The 26125-nt window shown below is 66.0% G+C and carries 24 protein-coding genes and 1 tRNA gene; 17 read left to right on the forward strand and 8 right to left on the reverse strand.

Annotation, left to right across the window (positions count from 1 at the left end):
- Window positions 1-40: 40 nt before the first annotated feature.
- From H7A12_04445 to H7A12_04490, 10 genes are all read left to right on the forward strand, one after another.
- On the forward strand, window positions 41-304 hold the full coding sequence (locus H7A12_04445) for a hypothetical protein (GenBank protein ID MCP5320061.1): 264 nt from the start codon (window positions 41-43) through the stop codon (window positions 302-304).
- The gene (locus H7A12_04450) at window positions 301-804 is read left to right on the forward strand and encodes a hypothetical protein (protein MCP5320062.1); all 504 of its coding nucleotides are present in this window, start codon (window positions 301-303) and stop codon (window positions 802-804) included. Before H7A12_04445 ends, H7A12_04450 begins: the two co-directional genes overlap by 4 nt.
- Window positions 801-1130, forward strand: a complete 330-nt coding sequence (locus H7A12_04455) for an AlpA family phage regulatory protein (protein MCP5320063.1) — start codon at window positions 801-803, stop codon at window positions 1128-1130. The genes H7A12_04450 and H7A12_04455 overlap by 4 nt, the downstream gene beginning before the upstream one ends.
- 241 nt (window positions 1131-1371) lie before the next feature.
- Window positions 1372-1632 (forward strand): helix-turn-helix domain-containing protein, encoded by a 261-nt coding sequence (locus tag H7A12_04460; protein MCP5320064.1) that lies wholly within the window; start codon window positions 1372-1374, stop codon window positions 1630-1632.
- A gap of 375 nt (window positions 1633-2007) precedes the next feature.
- On the forward strand, window positions 2008-2895 hold the full coding sequence (locus H7A12_04465) for a toprim domain-containing protein (protein MCP5320065.1): 888 nt from the start codon (window positions 2008-2010) through the stop codon (window positions 2893-2895).
- Window positions 2892-4748 carry a DUF927 domain-containing protein gene (locus tag H7A12_04470; GenBank protein ID MCP5320066.1) on the forward strand — a complete coding sequence of 619 codons (1857 nt, stop codon included), beginning with the start codon at window positions 2892-2894 and terminating at the stop codon, window positions 4746-4748. Before H7A12_04465 ends, H7A12_04470 begins: the two co-directional genes overlap by 4 nt.
- A gap of 392 nt (window positions 4749-5140) precedes the next feature.
- Entirely contained in the window at window positions 5141-5467 is a 327-nt protein-coding gene (locus tag H7A12_04475) for a hypothetical protein (GenBank protein ID MCP5320067.1), read from the forward strand.
- A 10-nt stretch (window positions 5468-5477) separates the two neighbouring features.
- Window positions 5478-5837: a hypothetical protein gene (locus tag H7A12_04480; protein ID MCP5320068.1), complete on the forward strand. Its 360-nt coding sequence runs from the start codon at window positions 5478-5480 to the stop codon at window positions 5835-5837.
- A 4-nt stretch (window positions 5838-5841) separates the two neighbouring features.
- A complete protein-coding gene (locus tag H7A12_04485) occupies window positions 5842-6258 on the forward strand; it encodes a hypothetical protein (GenBank protein ID MCP5320069.1) in 417 nt (138 codons plus the stop codon).
- Window positions 6248-7513, forward strand: a complete 1266-nt coding sequence (locus H7A12_04490; GenBank protein MCP5320070.1) for a PBSX family phage terminase large subunit — start codon at window positions 6248-6250, stop codon at window positions 7511-7513. Before H7A12_04485 ends, H7A12_04490 begins: the two co-directional genes overlap by 11 nt.
- Before the next feature lie 137 nt (window positions 7514-7650).
- On the opposite strand, the gene H7A12_04495 is transcribed toward H7A12_04490, so the two are convergent.
- The 5 genes from H7A12_04495 to H7A12_04515 form a co-directional block, all read right to left on the reverse strand.
- Window positions 7651-7741, reverse strand: a tRNA-Ser gene (locus tag H7A12_04495).
- Window positions 7742-7783: 42 nt separating this feature from the next.
- A complete protein-coding gene (csrA, locus tag H7A12_04500; GenBank protein MCP5320071.1) occupies window positions 7784-7969 on the reverse strand; it encodes a carbon storage regulator CsrA in 186 nt (61 codons plus the stop codon).
- Between the two features lie 112 nt (window positions 7970-8081).
- Window positions 8082-10691: an alanine--tRNA ligase gene (gene alaS, locus H7A12_04505; GenBank protein ID MCP5320072.1), complete on the reverse strand. Its 2610-nt coding sequence runs from the start codon at window positions 10689-10691 to the stop codon at window positions 8082-8084.
- Window positions 10692-10812: 121 nt separating this feature from the next.
- Window positions 10813-11001 (reverse strand): Trm112 family protein, encoded by a 189-nt coding sequence (locus tag H7A12_04510; GenBank protein MCP5320073.1) that lies wholly within the window; start codon window positions 10999-11001, stop codon window positions 10813-10815.
- Entirely contained in the window at window positions 11001-11840 is an 840-nt protein-coding gene (locus tag H7A12_04515; GenBank protein MCP5320074.1) for a M23 family metallopeptidase, read from the reverse strand. The genes H7A12_04510 and H7A12_04515 overlap by 1 nt, the downstream gene beginning before the upstream one ends.
- Before the next feature lie 98 nt (window positions 11841-11938).
- Here H7A12_04515 and greB point away from each other — a divergent pair, with 98 nt between their 5' ends.
- Together greB and gcvP are read left to right on the forward strand one after the other, a co-directional pair.
- Window positions 11939-12451 carry a transcription elongation factor GreB gene (greB, locus tag H7A12_04520; GenBank protein ID MCP5320075.1) on the forward strand — a complete coding sequence of 171 codons (513 nt, stop codon included), beginning with the start codon at window positions 11939-11941 and terminating at the stop codon, window positions 12449-12451.
- 63 nt (window positions 12452-12514) lie between these two features.
- Window positions 12515-15448, forward strand: a complete 2934-nt coding sequence (gene gcvP / locus H7A12_04525) for an aminomethyl-transferring glycine dehydrogenase (protein ID MCP5320076.1) — start codon at window positions 12515-12517, stop codon at window positions 15446-15448.
- Between the two features lie 30 nt (window positions 15449-15478).
- Here gcvP and H7A12_04530 read toward each other — a convergent pair whose 3' ends face one another.
- A complete protein-coding gene (locus H7A12_04530) occupies window positions 15479-16189 on the reverse strand; it encodes a succinate dehydrogenase iron-sulfur subunit (protein MCP5320077.1) in 711 nt (236 codons plus the stop codon).
- Window positions 16190-16365: 176 nt separating this feature from the next.
- Between H7A12_04530 and fumC the strand changes: the two genes are divergently transcribed.
- The 3 genes from fumC (at window position 16366) to H7A12_04545 (ending at window position 20254) form a co-directional block, all read left to right on the forward strand.
- Complete coding sequence (gene fumC / locus H7A12_04535; protein MCP5320078.1) at window positions 16366-17802, forward strand: class II fumarate hydratase; 1437 nt, start codon at window positions 16366-16368, stop codon at window positions 17800-17802.
- Between the two features lie 6 nt (window positions 17803-17808).
- Window positions 17809-19008: a beta-lactamase family protein gene (locus tag H7A12_04540; GenBank protein MCP5320079.1), complete on the forward strand. Its 1200-nt coding sequence runs from the start codon at window positions 17809-17811 to the stop codon at window positions 19006-19008.
- Window positions 19009-19129: 121 nt separating this feature from the next.
- Window positions 19130-20254 (forward strand): alanine--glyoxylate aminotransferase family protein, encoded by a 1125-nt coding sequence (locus H7A12_04545; GenBank protein MCP5320080.1) that lies wholly within the window; start codon window positions 19130-19132, stop codon window positions 20252-20254.
- 12 nt (window positions 20255-20266) lie between these two features.
- Here H7A12_04545 and H7A12_04550 read toward each other — a convergent pair whose 3' ends face one another.
- Window positions 20267-20875, reverse strand: coding sequence for a DUF2238 domain-containing protein (locus H7A12_04550; protein ID MCP5320081.1), 609 nt, complete (start codon window positions 20873-20875; stop codon window positions 20267-20269).
- A gap of 93 nt (window positions 20876-20968) precedes the next feature.
- On the opposite strand from H7A12_04550, the gene H7A12_04555 reads away from it, so the two are divergent.
- Window positions 20969-22507, forward strand: coding sequence for a PQQ-dependent sugar dehydrogenase (locus H7A12_04555; protein ID MCP5320082.1), 1539 nt, complete (start codon window positions 20969-20971; stop codon window positions 22505-22507).
- A gap of 199 nt (window positions 22508-22706) precedes the next feature.
- Here H7A12_04555 and pap read toward each other — a convergent pair whose 3' ends face one another.
- A complete protein-coding gene (gene pap / locus H7A12_04560; protein MCP5320083.1) occupies window positions 22707-24179 on the reverse strand; it encodes a polyphosphate:AMP phosphotransferase in 1473 nt (490 codons plus the stop codon).
- A 214-nt stretch (window positions 24180-24393) separates the two neighbouring features.
- Here pap and H7A12_04565 point away from each other — a divergent pair, with 214 nt between their 5' ends.
- On the forward strand, window positions 24394-26010 hold the full coding sequence (locus H7A12_04565) for a PQQ-binding-like beta-propeller repeat protein (GenBank protein ID MCP5320084.1): 1617 nt from the start codon (window positions 24394-24396) through the stop codon (window positions 26008-26010).
- Window positions 26011-26125: the final 115 nt, after the last annotated feature.

A 26125-nucleotide genomic window follows, 5' to 3' on the forward strand; every position in this document is an offset into this window, starting at 1 on the left:
CCGCGAGTGTTTCAACACTACTCGCACAGGAGTTGCCCATATGACCACCCATCAAGACCGTACACCGTCCACGCCAGCCGTGGACCGCATCACTTACGACATCAGCCGCCACCTTCCCGAGATCGAACAACGGGGCTGCACGATTGCCACGGCCTACGGCGAAATCGTCGTCGAGGCATGGGAGGCAAGACACATTGCCCGCGCGGTAGAGCGCATCCTGTCGTGCCGGTTGCGGATCGCGCTACGCAGCGCACGCGACGAAGCACTTGCAGCCGGCGAAAACGTCGTCGGGGGTGCGGTATGAGCACCAAGCACGCCGACAAAATCACCGATCTGCACCCGATTGATTCGTTGCCCTTCGTGACCCCGCGCAAGGGTAGGCGTTCTCGATCGCACTGGCCGGCAGACTTCGATCAATCCGATTACTGCGAAGGCTTCCACGAAGGCCAGTTATGGGCGCTGGCACTGGCGCGCCATCACGCGCAGCACAACCCGGAAGGCCCCTGGAATCTGTTGTCGTCAATCATTCAAGAAGCTACCGGCGTCGAAAAAATCCCGCGCCAGTTGGCCGGCATGCTGTGGGAGCTTGGCGCGATGGCTGGCGCCTGCGCAAAGCACCTGGACCTTGCCGCTTACGAATCGTCCTTGCGCGAGCGGCACGCAATCGATCAAGCGCAAGTTGCTGACGCGCTACGCCAAGAGAAGGCGCGCAGGGATGCGCAGTTAGCACGCGCACGTGAAGCGAAGGCAGCGAAACGCCGCACAGGCACCGCGACCAGATCCACGAAGAGGGCGACCGCATGACCACCACGACCACGAAGAAACGCACTACCGCAGAGACTCCCCCGGCAACGGGGGCTGCCATAGTCCGGTATGCCGACCTGCATGCGATCGTCGGATTGTCACGCGCACAAATTTCCCGCCTGGTCCGCGCAGGGAAGTTCCCGCTGCCTGTCCCGCTGGGACCGAATTCGGTGGGCTTCTTGCGCTCGGAGATCGACGCCTGGCTTGCCGAGCGCGCAAGTCCCGAGTACCGGGAACACGAACTCAACCGACGACTGGAGGCGCTCGAACTGCGCCGCAAGGCGCCTCAAGGGAAGCGCAAGGAAGCGCGAGAGCCAACGGCATGAACACTGATAGGAGCACTGGCATGAATACTGGCATGAACACTGGCATGAACACTGATAGGAGCACTGACATGAACACCATGCCTTCCGCGTGTTCAGCGTGCGCGGTACCACTCAATCAGTCGTCAATCTATGAGGCGGTGATGGTTGATGGCTATGGATGGTTCGTGCTTTGCAATGACTGTTCTCCTGAGTACATCGGCCAAGCGCCAGCCGATGAACCACGAGCAACCCACCACCAGGCATGAACATCGACGACACCACGGCTGCGGCGCAGCGTCACCGGCTGTTACAGGCGCTCAAGCGTGGCCCTGTGACCACGCTTGAGGCGCGCGAGAGCCTGAACGTTTACCACCCAGCCGCCCGCGTGCTGGAGCTGCGCGACGCCGGAAACCGGATTGTCACCGCATGGGTGACCGCACCCGATGCGTGGGGGCGCCCGCACCGTGTCGCCCGGTACGTGCTCGCTCGACTGGCGCGTACTGGCCGGAGTGTGTCGCCATGACTTGCGCGTGCGCATCGTGCGCCGCATCACTCGATCCGCCCGTCTGCGAGGCGTTCACGTTTGGTGGTTGGTGGTTCCCGCTTTGCGATGACTGCGCCCTGGAGTTCATCAGTCAGGTGCGGGCTGACAAACCGCTGAACCCCGGCATGGACCGGCGCATCACCGCATGGCTTGAAACCAATATTCCAGCCGCTGCGACCGCGACCCGGGCTTCACGTCCGCAGATGGTGCACTGATGGCAGTCAATCAAAGTATGGCGGAGGCGTCATCCGCCGGAAATTCGCGTAACGCATTGATCGAAAGGAGTTTCAGCCTATGCGCTGTCACTTTCCCGCCACATTTCCCGCCAATGAGTACGGGAGGGAGGCCGCACACATGAACACCACGGCCGAAATCACCGCCGCGTTTCGCGACGCCATGCACGGCGCAGGGATCACACCGCCAAACAGGATCGAGGCGGACGGCACGCTACACCGCTTCCACGTCGAAGGCGACCGCAGAGGCAGCCTTAACGGCTACTATCTGCTGCACCTCGACGGGCGACCCGCTGGCGGCTTTGGCTATTGGAAAAGCGGCACCCGCGCCACCTGGACGGCTGACGGCGAGCGACTGAGCGACGCGGAGCGCGAGCGCACGGCTCGGCTGATCGAGGCTGCCCGTGCGAAGGCGCAGGCCGAGCGACGAGCCGAGCACGAGGCCCGCGCGCTCGAGGCGCGGCGCGAATGGTCGCGCACCGTGGCACCCGATCCTGCGCACCCGTACCTGCTCACCAAGGGCGTACGGCCGCACAACCTGCGGCTGCTGGGGGCGTGTCTGATCGTGCCGCTGTACGACGCCTATGGGCTGCTGTGGAACGTGCAACGCATCCTGCCGGACGGCACCAAGCGGTTTCGTCCTGGTCGCGCTGGTGGGCTGTTCTCGCCCATTGGCGACCTGGTAGATCCGGTGCGGCTGCTGATCTGCGAGGGATGGGCGACCGGCGCCACGCTGCATGAGGAAACCGGGCACCCGGTCCTGTGCGCAATGAACGCCGGCAACCTGCTGCCTGTTGCGCGCGCTGCTCGCACCGCATGGCCGCGCGCAGAGCTGGTGATCTGCGCCGACAACGACCGCCACACGGCGGGCAATCCGGGCATCACCAAGGCGAGAGAGGCCGCAAAGGCCACCGGCGCAAGGCTGATCGTGCCGGAATTCCCGGACGACGCGCCCGGCACCGACTTCAACGACCTTGCGGCGCTGCGACGCAGGGAGCGTGCGGCATGATCGCGGATGCTGCTGCAAGCCCTGCACCTGTGCCTGTGCCTGTGCCTGTGCCGTTGATTGATTTTGATGCAATCGACGCAAGCACCGCCAGCGTTGGCGATGGCGTCGACGCTGTGCGATTCCCTGACGAGGATGAACGCCCATGCTGGCGCGTCTATGACGACTGGGAAAAGCTCGAGAGTGGGCGCAAGGTGCGGCCGGGGGTATGGCGCCACGCAATGAGCGAGGCGAAGAAAAACGAGCCTTCTGTTCCCGTCGATACCTGGATCTGCGGGCCGCTGTACATCGAGGCGCAGACCTTCGACGCCAGCGAGAATAACTTCGGCCGCCTGCTGCGATTCAAGACCACGGCGGGCCACTGGCGACAGTGGGCAATGCCTATGGAACTGCTGCGAAGCGACGGCGCGGATCTGCGTGGCGAACTGCTGGCGATGGGGCTGGATCTGGACCTGCAAAAACGGTACGAACTCACACGCTACTTGCAGCATCGGACGCCATCATCGAAGCGCGTGCGCTGTGCGTTACAAGTGGGTTGGTGTGGTGCCTCATTCGTGCTGCCGGATACCGCGATCGGACCGGACGCGGCGAACGTGATATTTCAATCTGGCGAGCGAAGCCACGAAGAGCACACCCAATCCGGCACGCTCGACGGCTGGCGAACTGCAATTGCCGCGCGTGCCGTCGGCAATCCGCTATTCGTGGTCGCGCTGGCTGCTGCGTTTGCCGGCCCGCTGGTGAAGCGCACCCTTTCCGAAGGGGGCGGGCTGCACTTTTTTGGTAACTCTTCCACCGGCAAAAGCACGATGCTCGATGCGGCTTGCTCCGTCTGGGGCGGGCCAAGCTATCGCAGGAGCTGGCGCGCTACAGCAAACGGGCTGGAAGGCGCGGCCGTGCTGTTCAATGATTGCCTGCTCGCCCTGGACGAAATCAGCGAGTGCGAACCGCGCGAAGTGGGCGCCATCGTCTACATGCTGGGCAACGGGCGCGGAAAGCAACGCGCCAGCCGATCCGGCGCTGCACGATCCGTCATGCGCTGGCAATCGTTCATCGTTTCCACGGGCGAAAAATCCGTGGCAACCACAATGGAAGCAGGCGGACAGCGAGCGAAGGCCGGGCAGTCTGTGCGGATGCTCGACCTTCAGGCCATCAGGCGCTTCGGCTGTTTCGACGACCTGCACGGCTTCCAGACTGGCGCAACACTGGCCGATGCAATCAAGCGTGCGGCAGCGACGCACTACGGCAGAGCGGGCCGGGCGTTCCTGGACCGACTGACGCACGACACCCGCGACATGGCGGATCTGCTCAAAGAGTTCAAAACATTGCCCGACTTCGACCCAATGGACGCCGAGGGGCAGGACAAGCGCGCGGCTGGCCGGCTTGCGCTGCTGGCGCTGGCCGGCGAGCTGGCAACCGAGTACGGCATCACCGGATGGCCCGAGGGCGCAGCGGTAGACGCAGCCGCAGAAGTGTTCACCGTGTGGCGCGCCATGCGTGGCAAGGGCAACGACGAACGCCGGCAGATATTCGCCCGCCTGGCTGACTTCCTCGAGCGACACGGCGACTCACGATTCACCAGCGTGGATGACATCCGCGAGGATCGGATCATCGTCCGCGACCGCGCCGGCTGGTGGAGCGACGAGAACGAAGGACGCATCTACCTGTTCAACGCGGCCGGGCTGCGTGAAGCACTCAAAGGGTTCGACTTCAAGCAGGCGCTGGACACGCTCGAAGAGGCAGGGGTCTTGCCGCCAAAGCAGGTAAACGGCGAGCGCGCGCGACCCGTGCGGATTGGCGGGCGGGTAGTGAAGCTATACCACGTCAACGGCGATCGACTGGCGGAGGCTGTGCCGTGAGCGTCGAAAGCCTGCTATCGAGGCTTCGGGCTGGCACGCCAGCTACAGGGGGCGACTCAGGCACCGCACCTGTAACGCCTGTAACGTCAACGAAAAGCCAGACGTTACAGCGCGACGCCTACGGGGAAGCAGACTGCACATCTGTAACGTTTGTAACGTTACAAAATATAAGTCGCGTAATAAAAAACCAGCGCCCCGAAAGAATAAACCTGCAATCTGCGCTTCATCATCGCACTCATTCGATTGGTGGCGTTACAGACGTTACAGACGTGCAGCCCTACGGGGAGGCGGGCTGTAGCCGTAACGCCGAAAAAACAACAGGCGTTACAGGGGTTACAACAAGCACCCGCAACACGAATGAGGCCGCAATTTCCCGCTGCTGGCTGGTGGCCGTGGCTGCGCACCTGGACACCACGCCGGCCGCGCTGCTCGCCGCTGGCGTGATCCTGCTGGAAGAGGTGATGGACTACATCGACCACGACCCGCAGGCGATGGCGGATGCGCTGCGCCTGGCGCACCCCGGCCGCTGGCCCAAGTACGAACCCGACGACCGCCGCCATTGCCGGACCTGCCAGCACCTGAGCGGCAGCCGCTGCCGGGCGACCCGCCTGCTGATCATGGACGACCTGCCCCGGCGCTGTAGCGACTACCGGCCCCTGCCGGACGATCCCGATCAGCGCAACGGCCGCGAGCGCTGGCCATCACTGGAAGCCGATTGAGGGCTGACCGATGCTCAAAGAATCAAGAAACGAGCTGCGCCGCATCCTTGGCGAAGAGGCTTTTGCTGCATTTTGCGATCGCTGGGGGGGGCGCGATTACGACATCCCGAGGGTGAAGGCTGGTGATAAATGGCGGGCGCTTGTGTCTGTTGTGGGTGCGGCGGGTGCTGCGCGGCTGCTCGCTTGGGGGGGTGGTGGGCGCGTGTACGTGCCATATCGTCATGCCTGCATGCTCGATCGACGCCGGGCCGTACTGCGCGAACTGGCTGCCGCTGGCTTGAGCCCTGCAAGTATTGCCAAGTGTTACCGCTTCGAAAGCCGACTGACAGCGCGACAGGTAACCACGCTGCTGAATGAAGCCGAAGGGTGAGAGCATGACCACGAAAGCCAAGAAGCCGCGATGCCTGACAGCGAAGGAAGAGACGTTCGCACAGCACGTCGTCGACGGATTGACCCGAAGCGACGCATGGCGCGTTGCCTACCCCGCGTCTGCGGCAAAAGCGAAAACAGTATGGGAAGAGGCTTCACGCCTGCTGGCAAAGCCACACGTCGCAGCGCGAGTGGAACAGTTGCGCGCAGAGCTGGGCGAACGGCATATGTGGACGCGCGTGCAGGCGATCCGCACGTTGCTGCAAGTGATCGACGAACCAGAGAGCCAGACGGCCGTGCTTCGTGCTGTGCGAGAGCTGAACGAAATGCACGGCTTCCACGCACCGCAGAAAATATCACCCGTCGATGCCGACGGCCGACCCGTGCCGCTGCTGCACGTGAGCGTAGTTTATGACGCCTGAATCGGTTCGCGTTTCCCTGCCCACCTGGTGCCGCGAGTTTGCACGCCCGGCCCGGTTCAAGGCCGCCTACGGGGGCAGGGGATCAGGGAAAAGCTGGGCCGTTGCAAGAATGATTCTGGTGAAGGCCGTTTCATCGCCGATCCGCGTGCTATGCGCTCGCGAATTGCAGGTGAGCATCCGTGATTCCGTGCACCGCCTGCTGTGCGACCAGATCGCATTGCTTGGCTTCGGCGATCACTTCGAAACGGGCGAGGGCTTCATTCGCTCGAAGGCCGGCGCTGAATTCGTGTTCAAGGGGTTGCGCCACAACGCATCGGAGATCAAAAGCACCGAGGGGCTTTCGCTGGCGTGGATCGAGGAAGCGCAGACGGTATCAGCCGCAAGCTGGGAGCTGCTGACGCCAACGGTTCGCGCCCCTGGTTCCGAGATCTGGGCGACGTTCAACCCGGTGCACGCCAGTGATCCGACCTATCAGCGGTTCATCGTCACGCCATCACCCGACACCATCGCTTGCCGTGTCAACTGGCGCGACAATCCGCACTTTCCCGCCGAGCTGGAAGGTGAACGTCAATGGATGGCAAGGACCGACCCGGAAGCCTATGCCCACATCTGGGAAGGCGAGTGCAGAACTGCCAGCACGGCGCAAGTTCTGCGCGGCAAGGTAGCAATCGACGCCTTCGAACCCGGCACGGACTGGCACGGCCCCTACTACGGCGCAGACTGGGGCTTCGCTGTGGACCCGTCCACGCTGCTTCGTGTGTGGATTCACGACGCCAAACTGTACGTGGAGCATGAAGCGTATGGGGTTGGCGTGGAACTGGACCACCTGCCCGCACTGTTCGAGCGCGTGCCGGGATCACGAGATCACACCATCCGCGCTGACTCGGCACGGCCGGAGACCATCAGCCACATGGTGCGGCAGAATTTCCGCGTGGTGGCCGCTCAGAAAGGCCCCGGCAGCGTGGAGCACGGCATATCGCACCTGCGCAGTTTCGGGCAGATCGTGATTCACCCGCGCTGCCTGCACACGATCGAAGAATCGCGGCTATGGTCCTACAAGGTGGACCGACTGAGCGGCGACGTGCTGCCCGACCTGGTAGACGCGCACAATCACTGCTGGGATGCGATCCGCTACGCGCTCGAACCCGTTGCCCGTGGGGTTGGTGCCGCCGTCATGGTGGCCAGCGCAGGACGCAGAAACGGCATGCCGTCCGAATTCCTGAATGGCGTTATGTCCGGCCGGCGTGGCTGGTGAAATAGAAAATTGTGGGGAGGCCCGGGCGGGTCACTTCGACAAACCGCTGTATCCGGTACTGTTTGGCGGGAAATCTGGCGGGAACCCGAGCGTTCCAGAACAAAAACCCTGTATTTTCATCGGATTGCATGGATATTTGGCGGAGAGAGAGGGATTCGAACCCTCGATAGGGGATTAGCCTATACGCCCTTAGCAGGGGCGCGCCTTCAGCCACTCGGCCATCTCTCCGGAAGACTGGTGCAGCCACCGTGGCGACTGCGGGATTCGCGTTCAGCGCCCGTGCGAGTCGTCGTCCTCGTGCTGGATGCGTTGATAGATTTCCTCGCGATGTACGGTCACGTCCTTCGGCGCGTTGACACCGAGTCGTACCTGGTTGCCCTTGACGCCCAGCACCGTGATCGCGACGTTGTCGCCGATCATCAGCGTCTCGCCAACCCGGCGCGTCAAAATGAGCATCTCACCTCCTCGGTTTGCCGCACTCCCTGCGGTCGATTTCTTCTCGGCCTGCCTGGAAGAACCCCCTGTGGGGATCTGCGAAAGCGCGGAGTATAGAGGAATCCTGAACTCTTCACACCACATCTGCCAACGCATCGCGCACCCATCCGGCAACGTGCTCCAGCGCGGCGGGCAACGCCGCCGCGTCCGTGCCGCCACCCTGCGCCATGTCGGCCCGGCCACCACCCTTGCCGCCGACCAGCGGTGCGATTGCAGCCATCAGCTCACCGGCGCGCAACCGCTCTTCGAGCCCGCCTCCGATACCGGCCACCAGCGAAACCCTGTCCCCATCGACCGCCGCCAGCACGACCACGGCACGCCCGAGCCGGTCCTTCAACTGATCGAGCGTGGTGCGCAGGCTCTTCGCATCGGCTCCCTCGAGACGCGTGGCGAGCACCTTCACGCCGGCGACGTCGATCGCACTCGCTGCCAGATCCTTGCCGCTGCCGCTGGCGAGCTGTACCCGCAGCTTCGCGATGTCCTTCTCGAACTGCCGGTTGGTAGCCACCAGTTGCTCGACTTTCTCGACCACGTTGTCGGAGCCGGCCTTGACCAGTTGCGCGATGCGCTCCTCGCGCTCCTCGAGCCGGTCGAACAGCTCGAGTGCGCCGGCCCCGGTGACCGCCTCCACGCGTCGCACCCCGGCGGCGATCCCGGTTTCGGCCGTGATACGCATCAGGCCGATGTCGCCGGTGCGACGCACGTGCGTACCACCGCAGAGTTCCACCGAAAACCCCTCGCCCATCGTCAGCACGCGCACCTCGGCGCCGTACTTCTCGCCAAACAACGCCATCGCACCCCTGGCACGTGCCCCATCCATATCGGTCAGATCGACCTGCACCGGCGAATTGGCGCGAATCTGCTCGTTGACCAGTCGTTCGACCGCACGCAACTGCTCGCGCGTCAGCGCCTCGAAATGCGCGAAATCGAAACGCAGCCGCTGCGAGTCGACCAGCGAGCCCTTCTGCATCACGTGCGTCCCGAGCACCTGGCGCAGTGCTGCGTGCAGCAGGTGGGTAGCCGAATGGTTGCGCGCGGTGGCAGCGCGCACTGCGGGTTCGACGCGTGCCTCGACCGTGCTTCCCGTGCGCAGCGACCCCTGTACCACCACGCCGTGATGCAGCCACAATGCACCGGACTTTGTGGTATCGCGCACGTCGAAACGCACACCGGGCGCTTCGAGTACGCCGGCATCACCGACCTGCCCGCCCGACTCGGCATAGAACGGAGTCGTGTCGAGCACGACCACGCCTTCGCAACCTTCGTCGAGGCACTCGACGCGCTGGCCGCTGCCCAGCAGCGACAGCACTTGCGCGGATCCGGCGAGTGCCGAGTAGCCGGTGAACAGCGTCGGATCGTCGACGCCCGCATCACCGAGATACCCGACGCCGAACTGGCTCGCACCGCGGGCACGTTCGCGCTGCGCCTGCATCGCGCGCTCGAACCCTGCCTCGTCGACGCACAGACCACGCTCACGTGCGATATCGGCGGTAAGGTCGAGCGGAAAACCGTAGGTGTCGTAGAGCTTGAACACCGTCTCGCCATCGAGCGTATCGCCGGCGAGTGCGGCGATGTCCTGCTCGAGAATGCGCATGCCGGTATCCAGCGTGCGCGCGAACTGTTCTTCCTCCAGCAGCAGCACCCGTTCGATCCGCTCCCTCTTTTCATGCAGCTCCGGGTACGCAGCGCCCATCACGTCGGCCAGCGGCGCGACCAGCCGATGGAAGAACGCCTCGCGCGCACCCAGCTTGTGGCCGTGGCGGCACGCCCGGCGCAGGATGCGACGCAGCACATAACCGCGACCCTCGTTCGACGGCAGCACGCCGTCGGCGACCAGGAACGCACACGAGCGGATGTGGTCGGCGATCACGCGCAGTGACGGGCTGGCGGCGTCGCTCGTGCCGGTGACGCGCTCTGCGGCGTCGAGCAGGTGGCGGAACAGGTCGATGTCGTAGTTCGAATGCACGTGCTGCATCACCGCAGCGATGCGCTCGAGTCCCATGCCGGTATCCACCGACGGTTTCGGCAGCGGCGTCAGTCGCCCGTCGGGCGCGCGCTCGAACTGCATGAACACCAGGTTCCAGATCTCGATGTAGCGGTCGCCGTCCTCATCGGGACTGCCGGGCGGCCCGCCGGCCACATCGGAGCCGTGGTCGTAGAAGATCTCGCTGCACGGTCCGCACGGCCCGGTGTCGCCCATGGCCCAGAAGTTCGAGTTTTCCCCGAGACGCACGCAACGCCCGGCCGGCACGCCGATCTCCTCGAGCCAGATCCTCTCGGCCTCCAGGTCGTCGTGGAACACCGTGACCCACAGCCGCTCGGCTGGCAGCCCCAGCACCGTGGTCAGGAACTCCCATGCATAGCGGATCGCATCGTGCTTGAAGTAGTCGCCGAAGCTGAAATTGCCCAGCATCTCGAAGAAGGTGTGGTGGCGTGCCGTGTAGCCGACGTTTTCCAGGTCGTTGTGCTTGCCGCCGGCACGTACGCAGCGCTGCGAGCTGGCCGCGCGCACGTAGGGCCGTTGCTCGCGCCCGAGGAAGCAGTCCTTGAACTGCACCATGCCGGCGTTCGTGAACAACAGCGTGGGATCATCGGCCGGCACCAGCGAGCTGCTGGGAACACGCGTATGGCCCCTGCTTTCGAAATAAGCCAGGAAGGCTTCCCTGATCTCGGCACCTTTCATCGACCTGTTCCCGTTCGAGACGAAACGTCGCGACCGGGACGGCCACGAACGCTGCAAGCGCGGGATTATACGGAGGCGGCCGGCACGCGTCGCGCGTGAAGATTTCCGCGGCGCACGCGACTCAGCCGCGCTCGCGCTCCTCGAGCGTGAGCTGGCGCGCCTCGCTCTCCAGCATCACCGGGATGCCGTCGCGCACCGGATAGGCAAGGCCGCTGGCGCGACACACCAGTTCCTGTCTCTCGCGATCGTACTCGAGCGGCGCCTTGCTCACCGGGCAGACGAGGATCTCCAGCAGCTTCGGATCGAGCATCAGTTCATGTCTCCTTGGGCTTTGGGTGCAGGCGTTGCAGCGGGCATCGCTCCGGCCAGCAGTTGCGGGTCGACCTTCGCGTCGCGCCAGTTCATGCGCCAGTCCAGATGCGGTCCGTTCGCACGGCCACTGGAGCCTACGCGTGCGACCACATCACCTGGCTCGACCCGCTGGCCGACCTTGACCAGCACGGCCGAGAGGTGCAGGAAGCTCGACGACAGCCGCAGACCGTGATCGATGATCACGGTGCCGCCCGAAAAGAACAGGTCCGGTTCGGCCAGAGTCACCACCCCGGGCGCCGGAGCGCGCACCAGTGCGCCGGTCGGCGCAGCGATGTCGACGCCGTAGTGCGGGCGCGACGGCTCGCCGTTGTAGACGCGCTGGCTGCCATAGACGCCGCTGATGCGTCCGGTGATCGGCCACACGAAACCCTTCGCGAAGTCGGTGCGGTCGTCGTCGAGTGCACGTGCCGCGTTCACCAGCGCCTGTTCGCGACGAATGCGTTCGAGCTCTGCTGCGGACGGGCTCATGATGTTCTGTGCAATCCCGTTGACGCGCTGGATCTGGTATTCGCGCCGGGCGATCGTCAGCTCGTGCTGCTCATCGCCCACCTGCAGGCGTTGCGTGGCCGGCGCATCGCGATCGAAGCCAATCACGAAGGTGCCGTCGGCGGCCACGCGCACCCGGCGTTCGTCCAGCCTGACGGTTGTCCCCGGTGGCACGTGCCCGATCACCACCCCGCCCTGTATCAGCGGGCCTTCGAGCTCCAGCGCAGCCGCAGGCAGGGCGAGCGCGGACAGCAACAGGGGCAACAGCAAGGCGAGCAAGGGGATGCGCATCGGGAGCGGTGTTCTGGCCATTGCCATGCAAAACAAGATAATGCGCAGTCTACCAGATGGCGCCGCGCTGGCGGCGCGCGAACCGGAGGCACGTCCGCATGAACCCTGCCCGCACCGCCGGCTCCGCCCGGCCGCGCTACATCACCCCGGAGGGCGAGCAGCGCCTGCGCGAGGAAATCACGCATCTCTGGAAGGTCGAGCGTCCGCAGGTGACGGCCGTCGTCCAGGAAGCCGCCAAGAACGGCGACCGCTCCGAAAACGGCGACTACATCTACGGCAAGCGGCGTTTGCGCGAGATCGACCGCCGCGTGCGCTACCTGAGCAAGCGACTCGAGCGGGTACGCGTGGTGCGCGAGGCGCCAGCGGAGCGCGGACGCGTCTACTTCGGCGCTTGGGTCACCATCGAGGACGAGGACGGTGTCGCGAGCCGCTACCGGATCGTCGGCCCGGACGAGTTCGATGTGGCCAACGGACTGATCAGCATGGATTCACCGCTGGCACGGGCGCTGCTCGGCAAGCAGCTCGACGACGAGGTCCGCGTACACACTCCGGGCGGCGAACGCGAGTACGTCGTGGTCGCGATCGACTACGCCGACCCACAGCGGCGCTGAACACGCGGCCCGGCCTTTGCACCCGTTCGGCTGTACCCGGACGCTGTGGTTAAATAGCGCGCTTTGCACGCACCCCACCATCGCCAGCCCGCGAGTGACGCCATGACCGATTCCACGCTGCTGCCTCCGCTTCAGGATCTGGAAGACCACGCCGAATTCGTGCACCGGCATATCGGCCCCTCGGAACAGGACATCGCGCACATGCTGGCCGCGGTGGGAGCAGATTCGCTGGACGAGCTGACCCGGCAGACCGTGCCGGCAGCGATTCTCAGCCGCGAGGCACTGGCGCTGCCCGGACCGCAGCCGGAACACATGGCGCTGCAACGACTGGCCGCAATGGCAGCGAAGAACCGCGTGCTGCGCTCCCTGATCGGTTGCGGCTACCACGACACGATCACCCCGCCGGTGATCCTGCGCAACGTGCTCGAGAACCCGGGCTGGTACACCGCCTACACACCTTACCAGCCAGAGATTTCGCAGGGGCGCCTCGAGGCGCTGCTCTGCTTCCAGCAGATGATCATCGACCTCAGCGGGCTCGAACTCGCCAACGCCTCGCTGCTCGACGAAGCAACCGCCGCCGCCGAGGCGATGACGCTGTGCAAGCGCGTGGTACGCAAGAATCGCTCCAACACCTTTTTCGTCGCACACGACTGCCATCCGCAGACGATCGCCGTGGTGCGCACCCGCGCCGAACCGCTCGATATCGAGGTGGTGGTCGGTGACCCCGAGCGCGATCTGGCCGGGCTCGAGATCTTCGGCGTGCTGCTGCAGTACCCGGGCACCGACGGCCGGGTGCGTGATCCCGGCGAGCTGATCGCACGGGTGCACGAGAAGAACGCGCTGGTCGTGGTCGCGGCCGACCTGATGAGCCTGCTGGTCCTGAAGAGCCCGGGGGCGCTGGGTGCGGATGTCGCGATCGGCAACACGCAGCGCTTCGGCGTGCCGATGGGTTTCGGCGGCCCGCACGCAGCGTATTTCGCCACTCGCGACGAATACAAGCGCTCGATACCGGGGCGCATCATCGGCGTGTCGGTCGACGCGCATGGCAACCGCGCGCTGCGCATGGCGATGCAGACGCGCGAGCAACATATCCGGCGCGAGAAGGCGACCAGCAACATCTGCACCTCGCAGGCGCTGCTCGCGTTGATGGCAGCCTTCTACGCGATCTACCACGGCCCGGAGCGGCTGCGCCGCATCGCGATGCGCATCCACCGGCTCACCGCGATCCTCGCACGCGGCCTCGAGACCGGGGGCCTTGCGCCGGTACACGCGCATTTCTTCGATACGCTGTTGCTCGCCTGTGGTGCGCGCCGCGACGAATTCATGCAGCGTGCCGTGCAACAGGGAATCAACCTGCGCGCGCTCGAATCCGACCGGATCGGCATCAGCCTGGATGAACGCAGCACCCGCGAGGAAGTCTGCCTGCTGTGGCGCGTGTTCCTCGGCGACGCGGCGCCCGCGTTCGACGCCATCGAGCAGCAGTGTGCTGCGCTCGCCATTCCCGCCGGCGTGCAGCGTGAGGTCGACTATCTCGCGCATCCGGTGTTCAACAGCCACCACAGCGAGACCGAGATGCTGCGCTATCTGCGCCGCCTCGAGGAGCGCGACATCGCGCTGAACCGGGCGATGATCCCGCTCGGTTCCTGCACCATGAAGCTGAACGCGACCACCGAGATGATCCCGATCACGTGGCCGGCGTTCGCGAACCTGCACCCCTTCGTGCCGGCCGACCAGGCCACGGGCTATGCGCAGATGCTGCAGGAGCTCGGCGATGCGCTGCTCGCGTGCACCGGCTACGACGCGTATTCGTTCCAGCCGAACTCCGGCGCCCAGGGCGAGTACGCCGGCCTGCTCGCGATCCGCCACTACCATCGCAGCCGCGGCCAGGCCGAACGCGACGTCTGCCTGATCCCGAGTTCGGCGCACGGCACCAATCCCGCCAGCGCCGCACTGGCCGGCATGCGCGTGGTGATCGTCGACTGCGACGAATACGGCAACGTCGATCTGGCCGACCTGGGCCTGAAGGCCGAGCGCCACCGCGACGAACTCGCGGCGCTGATGGTCACCTACCCTTCGACCCACGGAGTATTCGAGCAGGGCATCGTCGAGATCTGCCGGCTGGTGCACGACAACGGCGGGCAGGTCTACCTCGACGGCGCGAACATGAACGCGCTGGTCGGCATCGCACAGCCGGGGCGTTTTGGCGCCGACGTCTCGCACCTGAACCTGCACAAGACGTTCTGCATCCCGCACGGTGGCGGAGGTCCTGGCGTCGGCCCGATCGCCGTGCGCGCGCACCTCGCGCCGTTTCTGCCCGGGCACGTATGCACCCGCATCGAAGGCGTGCACAACGACTCGATGTCCGTATCGGCTGCTGCATTCGGCAGCGCCAGCATCCTGCCGATCGCGTGGACCTACATTGCGCTGATGGGTGCCAGCGGACTGCACAAGGCGACCCAGGTGGCGATCCTCAGTGCGAACTACGTCGCGACGCGCCTGGCACCGTACTACGCGGTGCTCTACACCGGCGCCAACAACCGGGTCGGGCACGAGTGCATCATCGATATCCGCCCGCTGAAGGAGCGCAGCGGCATCAGCGAGGAAGACGTCGCCAAGCGGCTGGTCGACTACGGCTTCCACGCACCGACGATGTCGTTCCCGGTACCCGGCACCCTGATGATCGAGCCGACCGAAAGCGAACCGCTCTGCGAGCTGGAACGGTTCTGCACTGCGATGATCGGCATTCACGGCGAGGTGGAAGCGGTGGCGCAGGGCCGCTCCGATCCGCTCGACAACGTGCTGAAGAATGCCCCGCACACGCTGCGCGATGTCTGCGAAGGAACGTGGCAGCACGCGTACTCACGCGCGGAAGCCGCGTTCCCGGTACCTGGACTGTACGAACAGAAATACTGGGCGCCGGTGAACCGCGTCGACAACGTCTATGGAGATCGCCACCTGTTCTGCGCCTGCCCGCTGCCGGAAGAATACGCCTCCTGACAGCAGCTCGCGCACCGCAAACGGCTGCGCTCAGGTGCCTTTCTTCGCAATCTCGCGCCGGATGTGACCGATCGCGCGCATCGGGTCCAGGCCCTTGGGGCATACCCAGGTGCAGTTGCCGATGCTGCGGCAACGATACAGGCGGTACGCGTCTTCCAGGTCCGTGAGGCGCTCCTCGGTGGCCTCATCACGCGAATCGACGATGAAGCGGTACGCCTGCAACAAGCCTGCCGGACCCACATAACGATCCGGGTTCCACCACCACGACGGGCACTGCGAGGAACAGCACCCGCACAGGATGCACTCGTAGAGGCCATCGAGCTTCTCGCGGTCCTCTATGGACTGCAGCCTTTCCTGCGGGGGCGGTGGGGCGTTGTTGATCAGCCAGGGCTTGATGCTTTCGTACTGCTTGAAGAACAGGGTCTGGTCGACGATCAGGTCACGGATCACCGGCATGCCCGGCAGCGGGCGCAGCACCAGCACGGACTGGCCACGCATCGCGTCCCCCACCTGGGTGACGCAGGCGAGAGCGTTCTTGCCGTTGATGTTCATGCCGTCAGACCCGCACACTCCCTCGCGACACGAACGGCGAAATGCGATCGTCTCGTCCTGTTCGTACAGGTGGTGCAATACATCGAGCACCATGCGGGCACGGAACTCATCGGGCACGCCGAGCTTCTGCATCCAGGGCTCTGCGTCCTGTTCCGGGTTGTAGCGATAGACACTGACGTCGATCATGATCTGCTCCTTCGAGGAGAGCAGCGGCTGCGCGGCCGCCGGGGCGAGCGCAGGTTAGCGCCGGCAGGCGCCGGTGTCGACCACCACCGCTGCGAGTATCATCGCCCATGATATTCCAGGCACGCGCAACGGCGCGACCCGCAGCCGGCACGCCGGCACACTGCCAGCGGAGGTTCCAGATGACGACTTCAACGCCAGCAGCACACACCACCTCCGCGCAACCGACCCGGACCGAGGCCGACTCGCTGGGCCTGATCGAGGTACCCGCCGACCGGCTGTGGGGCGCGCAGACCCAGCGTTCCCTGCTCAATTTTGCGATCCCGAACGAACGCATGCCGACCGAAATCGTGCATGCACTCGTGCGCATCAAGTGCGCCTGCGCGCACGTGAACCGGGAACTCGGGCTGCTGTCCGCAGGGATCGCACAGGCGATCGTTGCGGCCGGCGAGGAAGTCCTGACAGGAAGGCACGCCGGAGAATTTCCGCTGTCGCTGTGGCAGACCGGCTCCGGCACACAAAGCAACATGAACGTCAACGAAGTGCTGGCGAACCGCGCGTCCGAACTGCTGGGGGGCGAAAGAGGCCGGCAACGACTGGTACATCCCAACGATCACGTGAACCTCGGACAGTCCTCGAACGACGTGTTTCCCTCCGCAATGCACCTCGCCGCAGCAGAGGCGATCACACAGCATCTGCTGCCGCCCCTGCGCGCGCTGCACGCCACCTTCGCGGCCAAATCGGCTGCATTTGCCGATATCGTGAAGATCGGCCGTACCCACCTGCAGGACGCCACACCGCTCACGCTGGGGCAGGAGTTCTCGGGGCATGCGGCGCAGCTCGAATACGCCGGGGCCCACATCGAGGAGACGTTGCCGTCGCTGTTCCCGCTCGCGATCGGCGGCACTGCGGTCGGCACCGGCATCAACACCCACGCGGAATTCGGCACGCGCGTGGCACGCGAACTCGCCGCACGCAGAGGGCTGGCGTTCACCAGCGCCGACAACAAGTTCGCAGCGCTGGCGGCACACGACGGCATCGTCGCGATGCACGGGTGCCTGAAGACGCTCGCCACCGCGCTGATGAAGATCGCCAACGACGTCCGCTGGCTTGCCTCGGGTCCGCGCTCCGGGCTGGGGGAAATCCGCATCCCCGAAAACGAACCCGGCAGTTCGATCATGCCCGGCAAGGTGAATCCCACCCAGTGCGAAGCGCTGACGATGATCTGCTGCCAGGTGCTCGGCAACGACGTCACGGTCGGTGTCGGTGGCGCCTCGGGGAACTTCGAGCTGAACGTATTCAAGCCGCTGCTGGCGCACAACTTCCTGCAGAGCGTGCGCCTGCTGGGTGCCGGCATGGCCTCGTTCGATGTGCACTGCGCCCGGGGCATCGAACCCGATCGCAAGCGCATCGCCGAGCTGCTCGAACGCTCCCTGATGCTGGTGACCGCGCTAGCGCCGCACATCGGTTACGACCGCGCTGCCGAGATCGCGAAGAAGGCGCACCACGAAGACACGACGCTGCGCGCTGCCGCACTCGCGTTGAACTACGTCAGCGCCGAGGACTTCGAGCGCTGGGTACAGCCTGCCGGGATGACCCATCCGACCCGCGAGATGTGAACCGCCGTGAATCCCGCTGCCCCGATCGACGCACCCATCGCGGGATTCTGCGATCCGGCCTTCGCCGCCGCACACGCTGCGTTCCGCGAAAACTTCCGCGCACGCAACGAACTCGGCGCCGCCGTCTGCGTGTTCGTCGACGGCCGCATGGTCGTGGATCTGTGGGGCGGGCATCAGGACGGCGAACACACCCAGCCGTGGCAGCGCGACACGCTGGTGAACGTCTACTCGGTCGGCAAGGGCATCGCGTCGATGTTCGTGCTCTCGCTGGTCGAACAGGGACTGCTCGCGCTCGATCGACCGCTGTGCGAGATCTGGCCCGGGATCGCGCAGGCCGGCAAGCAGCACATCACGCTGCGCATGCTGCTCGCGCACCGTGGCGGGCTGCCCGGAGTGCGCCACCCGCTGCCGCCGGAAGCGCTCTGGGACTGGTCCACGATCACGAACGCGCTGGCTGGGCAGGAGCCGTTCTGGGACCCTGGCAGCACACACGGCTACCACGTCAACACGCACGGTTTCCTGATCGGCGAACCGGTGTGCCGCCGCCTCGGCGTGCCGTTCGGCAGTGCCTTGCGCGAGCGCCTCACGGGTCCGCTCGGAGCCGACTACCACACGGGACTGCCGGTGTCCGAACACGCGCGCGTGGCGCCGATCGCACCGGGGGCGGCCGGGCCGATCAGCGACGCACGGGCCGGCGTGCGCGAACACCTCTCGAGCGGTGACGAGGCAACCGACGCGATGCTCGCCAGCGTGTACTTCAATCCGCTCGGCATCTCGGGCTTCGGCGTCGTGAACCTGCCGCAGTGGCGCTCGGCCACGATCCCGTCCACCAACGCACACGCAACCGCCCGTGCCGTCGCGCTGCTCTACGACACGTTCATGCGCCGCGACGCCGCCGACGGTGGCATCGTCGGCCCGGGCTTGCGCGCCGAGGCATCCAGCATCCAGTCTGACGGCACGGACCGGGTGCTGGGCAAGCACTCGCGCTTCGGACTCGGCTTCCAGTTGTCACGCCCGGGGCGACGCATCGGCGGCAGCGATCACGGCTACGGGCACTTTGGTTACGGCGGCAGCCTCGGCTTCGCCGACCCCGCGAGCGGCGTGGCGTTCGCCTACCTCACGAACCGCCCCGGCAAGCGCTTCGAGAACGATCGCGCCGATGCGGTCATCGCCAGCGTGTACGCGGCGCTCGGCGCCACGCCCTGAGCCGCCGGTATCGGGAAGTCGTGCCTCAGACCCGAGGCGCGCTACAATGGCCTGCCCCGCGTGATCCGCCGTCACCGCACGCGCCACGCGCACCAGATCCAGACCGAACACGAGAATCGCCATGCCCGGACTGCTGCCTGACATCGACCCCGATGGATTGCTCGAATACTCGGTCGTCTACACCGACCGCTCGCTGAACCACATGTCGTGCGCCTTCCAGCAGGTGATGACCGACATCGCGCGCGATCTCAGGCACGCCTACAACGCCCACGCGGTGGCGATAGTCCCCGGCGGCGGCACCTTTGCGATGGAAGCCGTCGCGCGCCAGTTCGCAGCCGACCGGCACGCGCTGATCGTGCGCAACGGCTTCTTCAGTTACCGCTGGACCCAGATTCTCGACGCCGGATCGATCGCGGCAACGTCGACCGTGCTGAGCGCACGCGCGCTGCACGCCGGCAGCCAGGCGCCGTTTGCACCGGCGCCGCTCGAGCAGATCGTGGCGACGATCCGCAGCGAGCGCCCCGGCATCGTGTTCGCGCCGCACGTGGAAACCGCCTCGGGGATGATCCTGCCGCAGGAGTGGATTGCCGCAATCGCCGAAGCCACCCACGCCGTCGGCAGCCTGTTCGTGCTCGACTGCATCGCTTCCGGCGCAATCTGGGTCGATATGCGCGCCAGCGGCGTCGATGTGCTGATCAGTGCGCCGCAGAAGGGCTGGAGTGCGACCCCCTGCGCCGGGCTGGTGATGCTGGGTGAGGAAGCGCGGCGGCGGATCGACGAGACCACCAGCAGCAGCTTCGCCGCCGACCTGAAGCGCTGGCTTGGCATCATGGAAAGCTACGAGAAAGGTGGTCACGCGTACCACGCGACGATGCCGACCGATGGGCTGCGCATGCTGCGCGCGGCCATCACCGAAACCGTCGATTTCGGGCTCGACGCCGCGCAGGCCGCGCAACAACGACTCGGCGATCGCGTACGGACGCTGCTCGCCGCACGCGGATTCCCGAGCGTGGCCGCCGAGGGATTCGGTGCCCCCGGCGTGGTCGTCTGCTACACCAGCGATCCCGAGATCCACAACGGCAGCCGCTTCCGCCAGGCCGGGCTGCAGACGGCCGCCGGTGTGCCGCTGCAATGCGGGGAGCCTGCGGATTTCCGCTCGTTTCGCATCGGACTGTTCGGCCTCGACAAGCTGAAGGACGTGGAACGCACCGTCGCGACGCTGGAACGCGCGCTCGACACGCTGTAGAAGCAGATCGCATCAGGCGCCGAGCTGGCGGTCCTGCACGCGCGCCAGCAGCAACTGCCCCGCGATCGCGCCGCAGACCGCGAGGAACATGTCCCACTGCGTATCCCATACATCGCCCTGGGTGCCGAGGAACTCCATCGAGGCGCCCTCGGCAATCAGCGCCACCCACCACTCGATGAACTCGTAGCTGACAGTGATGAACGCGCAGACACACACCACGAGGAAGAACAGCCACTTGCCACGCACCAGCGGCGAGCGCCGCAGCAGCACTTCGCGCGCGATCATCGCAGGAGTCAGGCCCTGCGCCATATGGCCGATCCGGTCGTAGTGGTTGCGCCCCAGATCGAACAGATCCTGCACCCAGAAGCCGAGCGGAACACGCGCGTACGTGTAGTGCCCGCCGATCATCAGGATCGTCGCCTGCGCGAAGATCAGCCAGTAGACGAGCCGCGTCAGCGGAAACGCGGCACGCGTCGCAGCCAGGATCGCGATCGCGGCCAGCACCGGAAACACTTCCAGGAACCAGGTGAACTGGTCGAACGGCTTGTAGCCGGTAACCGCCAGCAGCACGATCGTCATGCCGAGCAACAGCCCGAGCTCCTTCTGTCCTGCAGTCGTCATGGGGTGATTTCCACACCGGTTGGTGCGCTGCACTATAGCAAAGTATCCTGACCGCCCTGCGCCGACCCGGAACCCCAGACCATGTCCCGTCCGCTGCGCCTGATCTCGCTCGTGGTCGTCGTGCTGCTGCTGGCCGCGGCCGCGCTGCTGTTCAGCAACCTGCGCAAGCTCGAAGTCACCGACTGGCGTCTGCTGTTCCATGCCGCAACCGGCCGCGGCGGTCCGGTTGCGGAAGACGCGACGGTGCAGCACCGGCTGCGCGTGCCCGCAGGCTGGAGCATCACCCTCTACGCAGACGCGCTGCCGATGGCCCGCTTCCTGCGAGCGACGTCCGGGGGCGACCTGCTGCTGTCACAACCACGCGCGGGCCGGATCCTGTTGCTCGCGCGCGACGCGGACGGTGACGGACACCCCGACGCGCGCCGCACGCTGCTCGACGGACTCGATCGACCGCACGGGGTCGACATCGCGGGAGACTGGCTGTACGTGGCCGAAGGCAGTGCGATCGGCCGGGTCGGCTTCGACTCCGCGACGGGCCGCCTGACCGGGGAGTACCATCACATCCTCACGGGGCTGCCGTCCGGCGGCAACCACTGGTCACGCACCGTGCGCATGGGGCCGGATGGCTGGCTGTACGTCACGCTCGGGTCGAGCTGCAACGCCTGTGAAGAGGAACACGCCTGGCGCGCCTCGATGCTGCGCCTGCGCCCGGATGGATCCGACGTGCAGCATCACGCATCGGGGCTGCGCAACAGCGTCGGCTTCGACTGGGCACCCTGGAGCGGGGAGCTCTACGCGACCGACAACGGCCGCGACCTGCTCGGCGACGACTTCCCGCCGTGTGAGCTCAACCGCATCGTCGCCGGCGGTTTCTACGGCTGGCCGTACGTGAACGGCGATGGTGTACCCGATCCGCAGTTCGGCACGGCAAACCCGGCGAAAAACGCACTCGCCATCGCACCGGTACACGGCTTTCGCGCGCACACGGCACCGCTCGGCATCGTGTTCGTACGCAACCCCGACCACGTCGCGCGCCTGGGGCACGCCGCGCTGGTCGCGCTGCACGGTTCGTGGAACCGTTCGACTCCCGATGGTTACGCGGTCGTGCTGCTGCAATGGCAGCCGGACGGCACGATCCGCGAGAGCAATTTCCTCACCGGCTTCGAGTCCGGTGGCGACATCATCGGACGACCGGTCGATATCGCCGAGGCGCCGGACGGCACGCTCTATGTAAGCGACGATTACGCGGGTGCGATATATCGCATCACCCGCCAGCCCGCGGGCAACACCACCCCGCTGTCCGTCGCACCACACCCACAGCAGTACGGTGCCGATCCGCTCGACGGCATCGACGCTGCCGACATCGTGGCTGCGCAAGCATCCGGCGCAGCGCTCTGGCAGCGCTTTGCGTGCGCCGACTGCCACGTGCCCGGCCAAGCGATCGGCAACAAGCTCGATACGCTGCACCAGCGCTACGACGTGGCCGCGCTGGCCGACTACTTCCTGTTCCCCACCGCACCGATGCCGGCCTTTCCGCTCGACACCGCCGAACGCCGCGCCCTTGCGATCTGGCTGCTGGCGCGTACGCAGCCGGCTGAAGCACCCGCTGGCGGACTCCACCCGGAACCCTAGCGAGACTGCAAAGCGGCTGTCGCGAAAACCACCGATCGTCGATGCACGCAGCGCGTGGCGATGCCTTCATCTCGGTGGGACGCCGTAAATGCATCCATGCAGGCTCGAGCGCCGCATCCCTGCGGCGCACGCCCCCCGAGGTGAAGGCATCGCCACGCGCAGACGGTGTCATCACCGGGTACGGCGATACGCCGGCGTCTCAGATGTGCTTGCGTATCTGTTCCGCGATCCGCTCGAGCACCGTGATGCGCGCATAGCGCTTGTCGTTGGCAGGAATCAGGAACCACGGCGCGTACTCGGTCGACGTGCGCTCGACCATATCGCTGACCGCGTGTTCGTAGAGCGGCCATTTGGCGCGGTTGCGCCAATCGTCCGGTGTGATCTTGTGGCGCTTGTACGGCGTTCTTTCGCGGGCACGAAAGCGGCGCAACTGCTCGGCCCCGGTGACCGACAGCCAGAACTTCACGACGACCGCACCCCCGGCAACCAGTTCCTGCTCGAATTCGTTGATCTCGTGATACGCGCGCATCCAGTCCTCGCGAGTGCAGAAACCCTCGACGCGTTCGACCAGCACACGTCCGTACCACGAACGATCGAAGATCACCGCCTTGCCGTCGGCGGGCACGTGTCGCCAGAAGCGCCACAGGTACGGCTGCGCAAGTTCCTCGTCGCTGGGTGCCGCGATCGGCACCACCCGGTAGTAGCGTGCGTCGAGCGCGCCGGTGACACGCCGGATCGCACCACCCTTGCCCGCAGCGTCCATGCCCTCGAAAACGATCACCAGCGAACGCCCGTGCATGCGCTTGTCGCGAGTCAACAGGTTGAGTCGCCCCTGCGCCGCCGCGAGTTCGTGCTCGTAGTCCTTCGCCATGAGTCGGCGCGAATAGTCCAGCGTATCCAGCAGTTCGCGTGCGTCGAGCGCCGGCTGTGGTGGCGGTGCCGGCGGTGCGATGGCCGGACGCGGGCCATCGAGCCGGGCGAGCAGCGCCTCGAGCAACAGCCTGCCGGTGGCGAGTGCCCGGTAGCGGGGATCCGAACCATCGATCACGTGCCAGGGCGCCTCGCCGGTGCTCGTCTCGCGGAGTGCTTCGCCCGCGATCCTGACGTAACGGCCGTAATGGCGCTGCCGCCTGCGGTCATCCGGCGTGACGCGCCAGGCCGTGAGCGGATCATCGGCGAGTTGCTGCAGGCGTTCGTCCTGGGTGGTCTTCGACAGGTGGAACCACAGCTTCAGCACCAGCGCGCCTTCGGCGACCAGCATCCGCTCGAAATGGCGGATCTGCTCCAGCCGGCGCTCGAACCCCTCGCGTCCGAACGTATGACGCACGCGCTCCTCGATCGGCTGCGTATACCAGGAGCCGAAGAACAGACCGATCCGCCCGCGCGGCGGCAGCACCTGCCAGAACCGCCACATCGGCGGGCGCCCGCCGTCGTCACTGCCGAAGTCGAACGCTTCGGCACGCAGGTGGCGAGGATCCAGCCACTCGCTGAGCAGGTTCATCGTTTCGCTGCGCCCTGCCCCGTCGACCCCGTGCAGCAGGATCAGCAGCGGGAACTCTGCACGTTCGAGCAGACGGTACTGTGCGGCAAGCAGGTCGTCGCGCAATCCGGACACTTCGCGCCGATAGCGTTCCTTGCCGATGCGGTGACCGATCGTCGCGGATTCGAACATCGGCTCCCGCTCCTCGTGTGACGTTCCGGCAAGGTGGCCTGAATGCGGATTCCGATTTAATCACGCGACACGCGGCGTACACCATCGCGCTGCGACCGGGTCCTCGCGGGGGATTTTCACTCGCCGCGATCACCCCTATGCTTGGCATCGATCCGTGGCTCGGGCGCACCCGGCCAGCCAGGCCACGACCACGAACGACACACCGGACCCCCCCATGGCTGACGCTGCATTCCGCCACCTGCGCCGCTTCGCGGCGTGCCTGGCGCTGCTCGCGTGTGCGCCAGGCCTTGCCGGCACCGCCGCATGGAAACCCGATGCGCTGGTTCCCGGCTCGCCGTTCCGTGGCCTGCACGGACTGGCGTTCGGACCCGACGGCATGATCTACGCCGGCAGCGTGATCGGACAGGCGATCCACCGCGTCGATCCGGCGACCGGTGCCAGCAGCGTCGTGGTAGCGCCACCGCACGGCGAGGCGGACGACGTCGAATTCGGGCCCGACGGCACGATGTACTGGACCGGCTTCACCCAGGGCACGCTGAACTCGCGCACCCCGGACGGCTCGTTGCACGTGATTGCACGCGGGCTGCCCGGGCTGAATTCGCTGGCGCTCGATGCGCGTGGCAGGCTGTTCGGTTCGCAGGTCTTCATGGACGACGCGCTGTGGGAATTCGACACCACGGGCAAGCGCGAACCCCGGCTGGTACGGCGCGATCTCGGCGGCCTCAACGGTTTTGACTTCGGCGCCGACGGACGCCTGTGCGGCCCGCTGTGGTTTCGCGGCCAGATCGTGTGCATCGATGTGGACAGCGGCCAGACCGACGTGGTGGCGCAAGGGCTGAAGCAGCCAGCGGCGGCGAACTTCGATTCGCAGGGCCGGCTGTTCGCGATCGACAACGAGACCGGAGAAATCTTCCGCATCGACATCGCAGCCAAACGCCGCGAACTTGTCGCGACCGCACCCTCCAACCTCGACAACCTCGCGTTTGCGCCCGATGACCGCCTGTTCGTGACCAATATGGCGGACAACGCAATCTACGAGGTGAACCTCGCCGACGGCAGCGTGCGCACCGTGGTGGCGAGTGCGCTCACCCTGCCCGGTGGCATCGCGGTGGATGGACGCACGCTGTATGTTGCCGACACCTTCAGCATCGCGGCGGTGGAACTGCCCACAGGCCACGTCAGGGACGTGAGCCGCACGCTGAACGATTCGGCCTACCCGCAGCTCGCCGCCACCTCACCCGGGCGCCTGGCGACCGCCAGCACGCAAACCGGCCTCCTGCAACTGCGCGACACCGCAACCGGTGCGGTCATCGGCCGCTGGTCCGGACTGGCGCAGCCACTCGCGCTCGCCATGCCGGATGCGGGGCACATCGCCGTCGCGGAAGCCGCCACCGGTGGCCGCCTCCTGCTCCTCGATGCACACGACAGCGTGGCGCGCCAGGTCATCGCCAGCGGATTCGACGTACCCGGCGGCCTGGTGGTGACCGCCGACGGTTACGTACTCACCGGGCAAAGTGCCGGAGAAGTGATCATGCTCGGGCACGCCGGCACGCGGCGCACGCTCGCGCGCGGACTGGCACGACCGCAAGGCATCGCCGCCCTGTCCGATGGCTCGCTGGTGCTGGTGGAGGTCGGTGCACGGCGGCTGCTGCGACTCGATCCGCACAGCGGTGAGATCACCGTCGTCGCGCACGATCTGCCGCTGGGAATTCCGGGCCGTGACGGGCAGGCACCCGAAGCGGCACCGATCGGGGTGGCGGTCGACGCCGAGGACACGATCTACCTCGGCATCGATCGTGACGGCAGTATCCTGCGCCTGCGCCGGCACTGAGGGAACAATGCAGATAATCAACACCCCCGGGATGACGTCGCTGGATCATCCATGCGTATAATTCGCGCCCCGGCCTGCAGATACCCCGTGTGGTCGCCGGAGTAACAACGAACGA

The organism is Pseudomonadales bacterium, from assembly GCA_024234165.1.
Classification (GTDB): domain Bacteria; phylum Pseudomonadota; class Gammaproteobacteria; order Pseudomonadales; family UBA5518; genus UBA5518.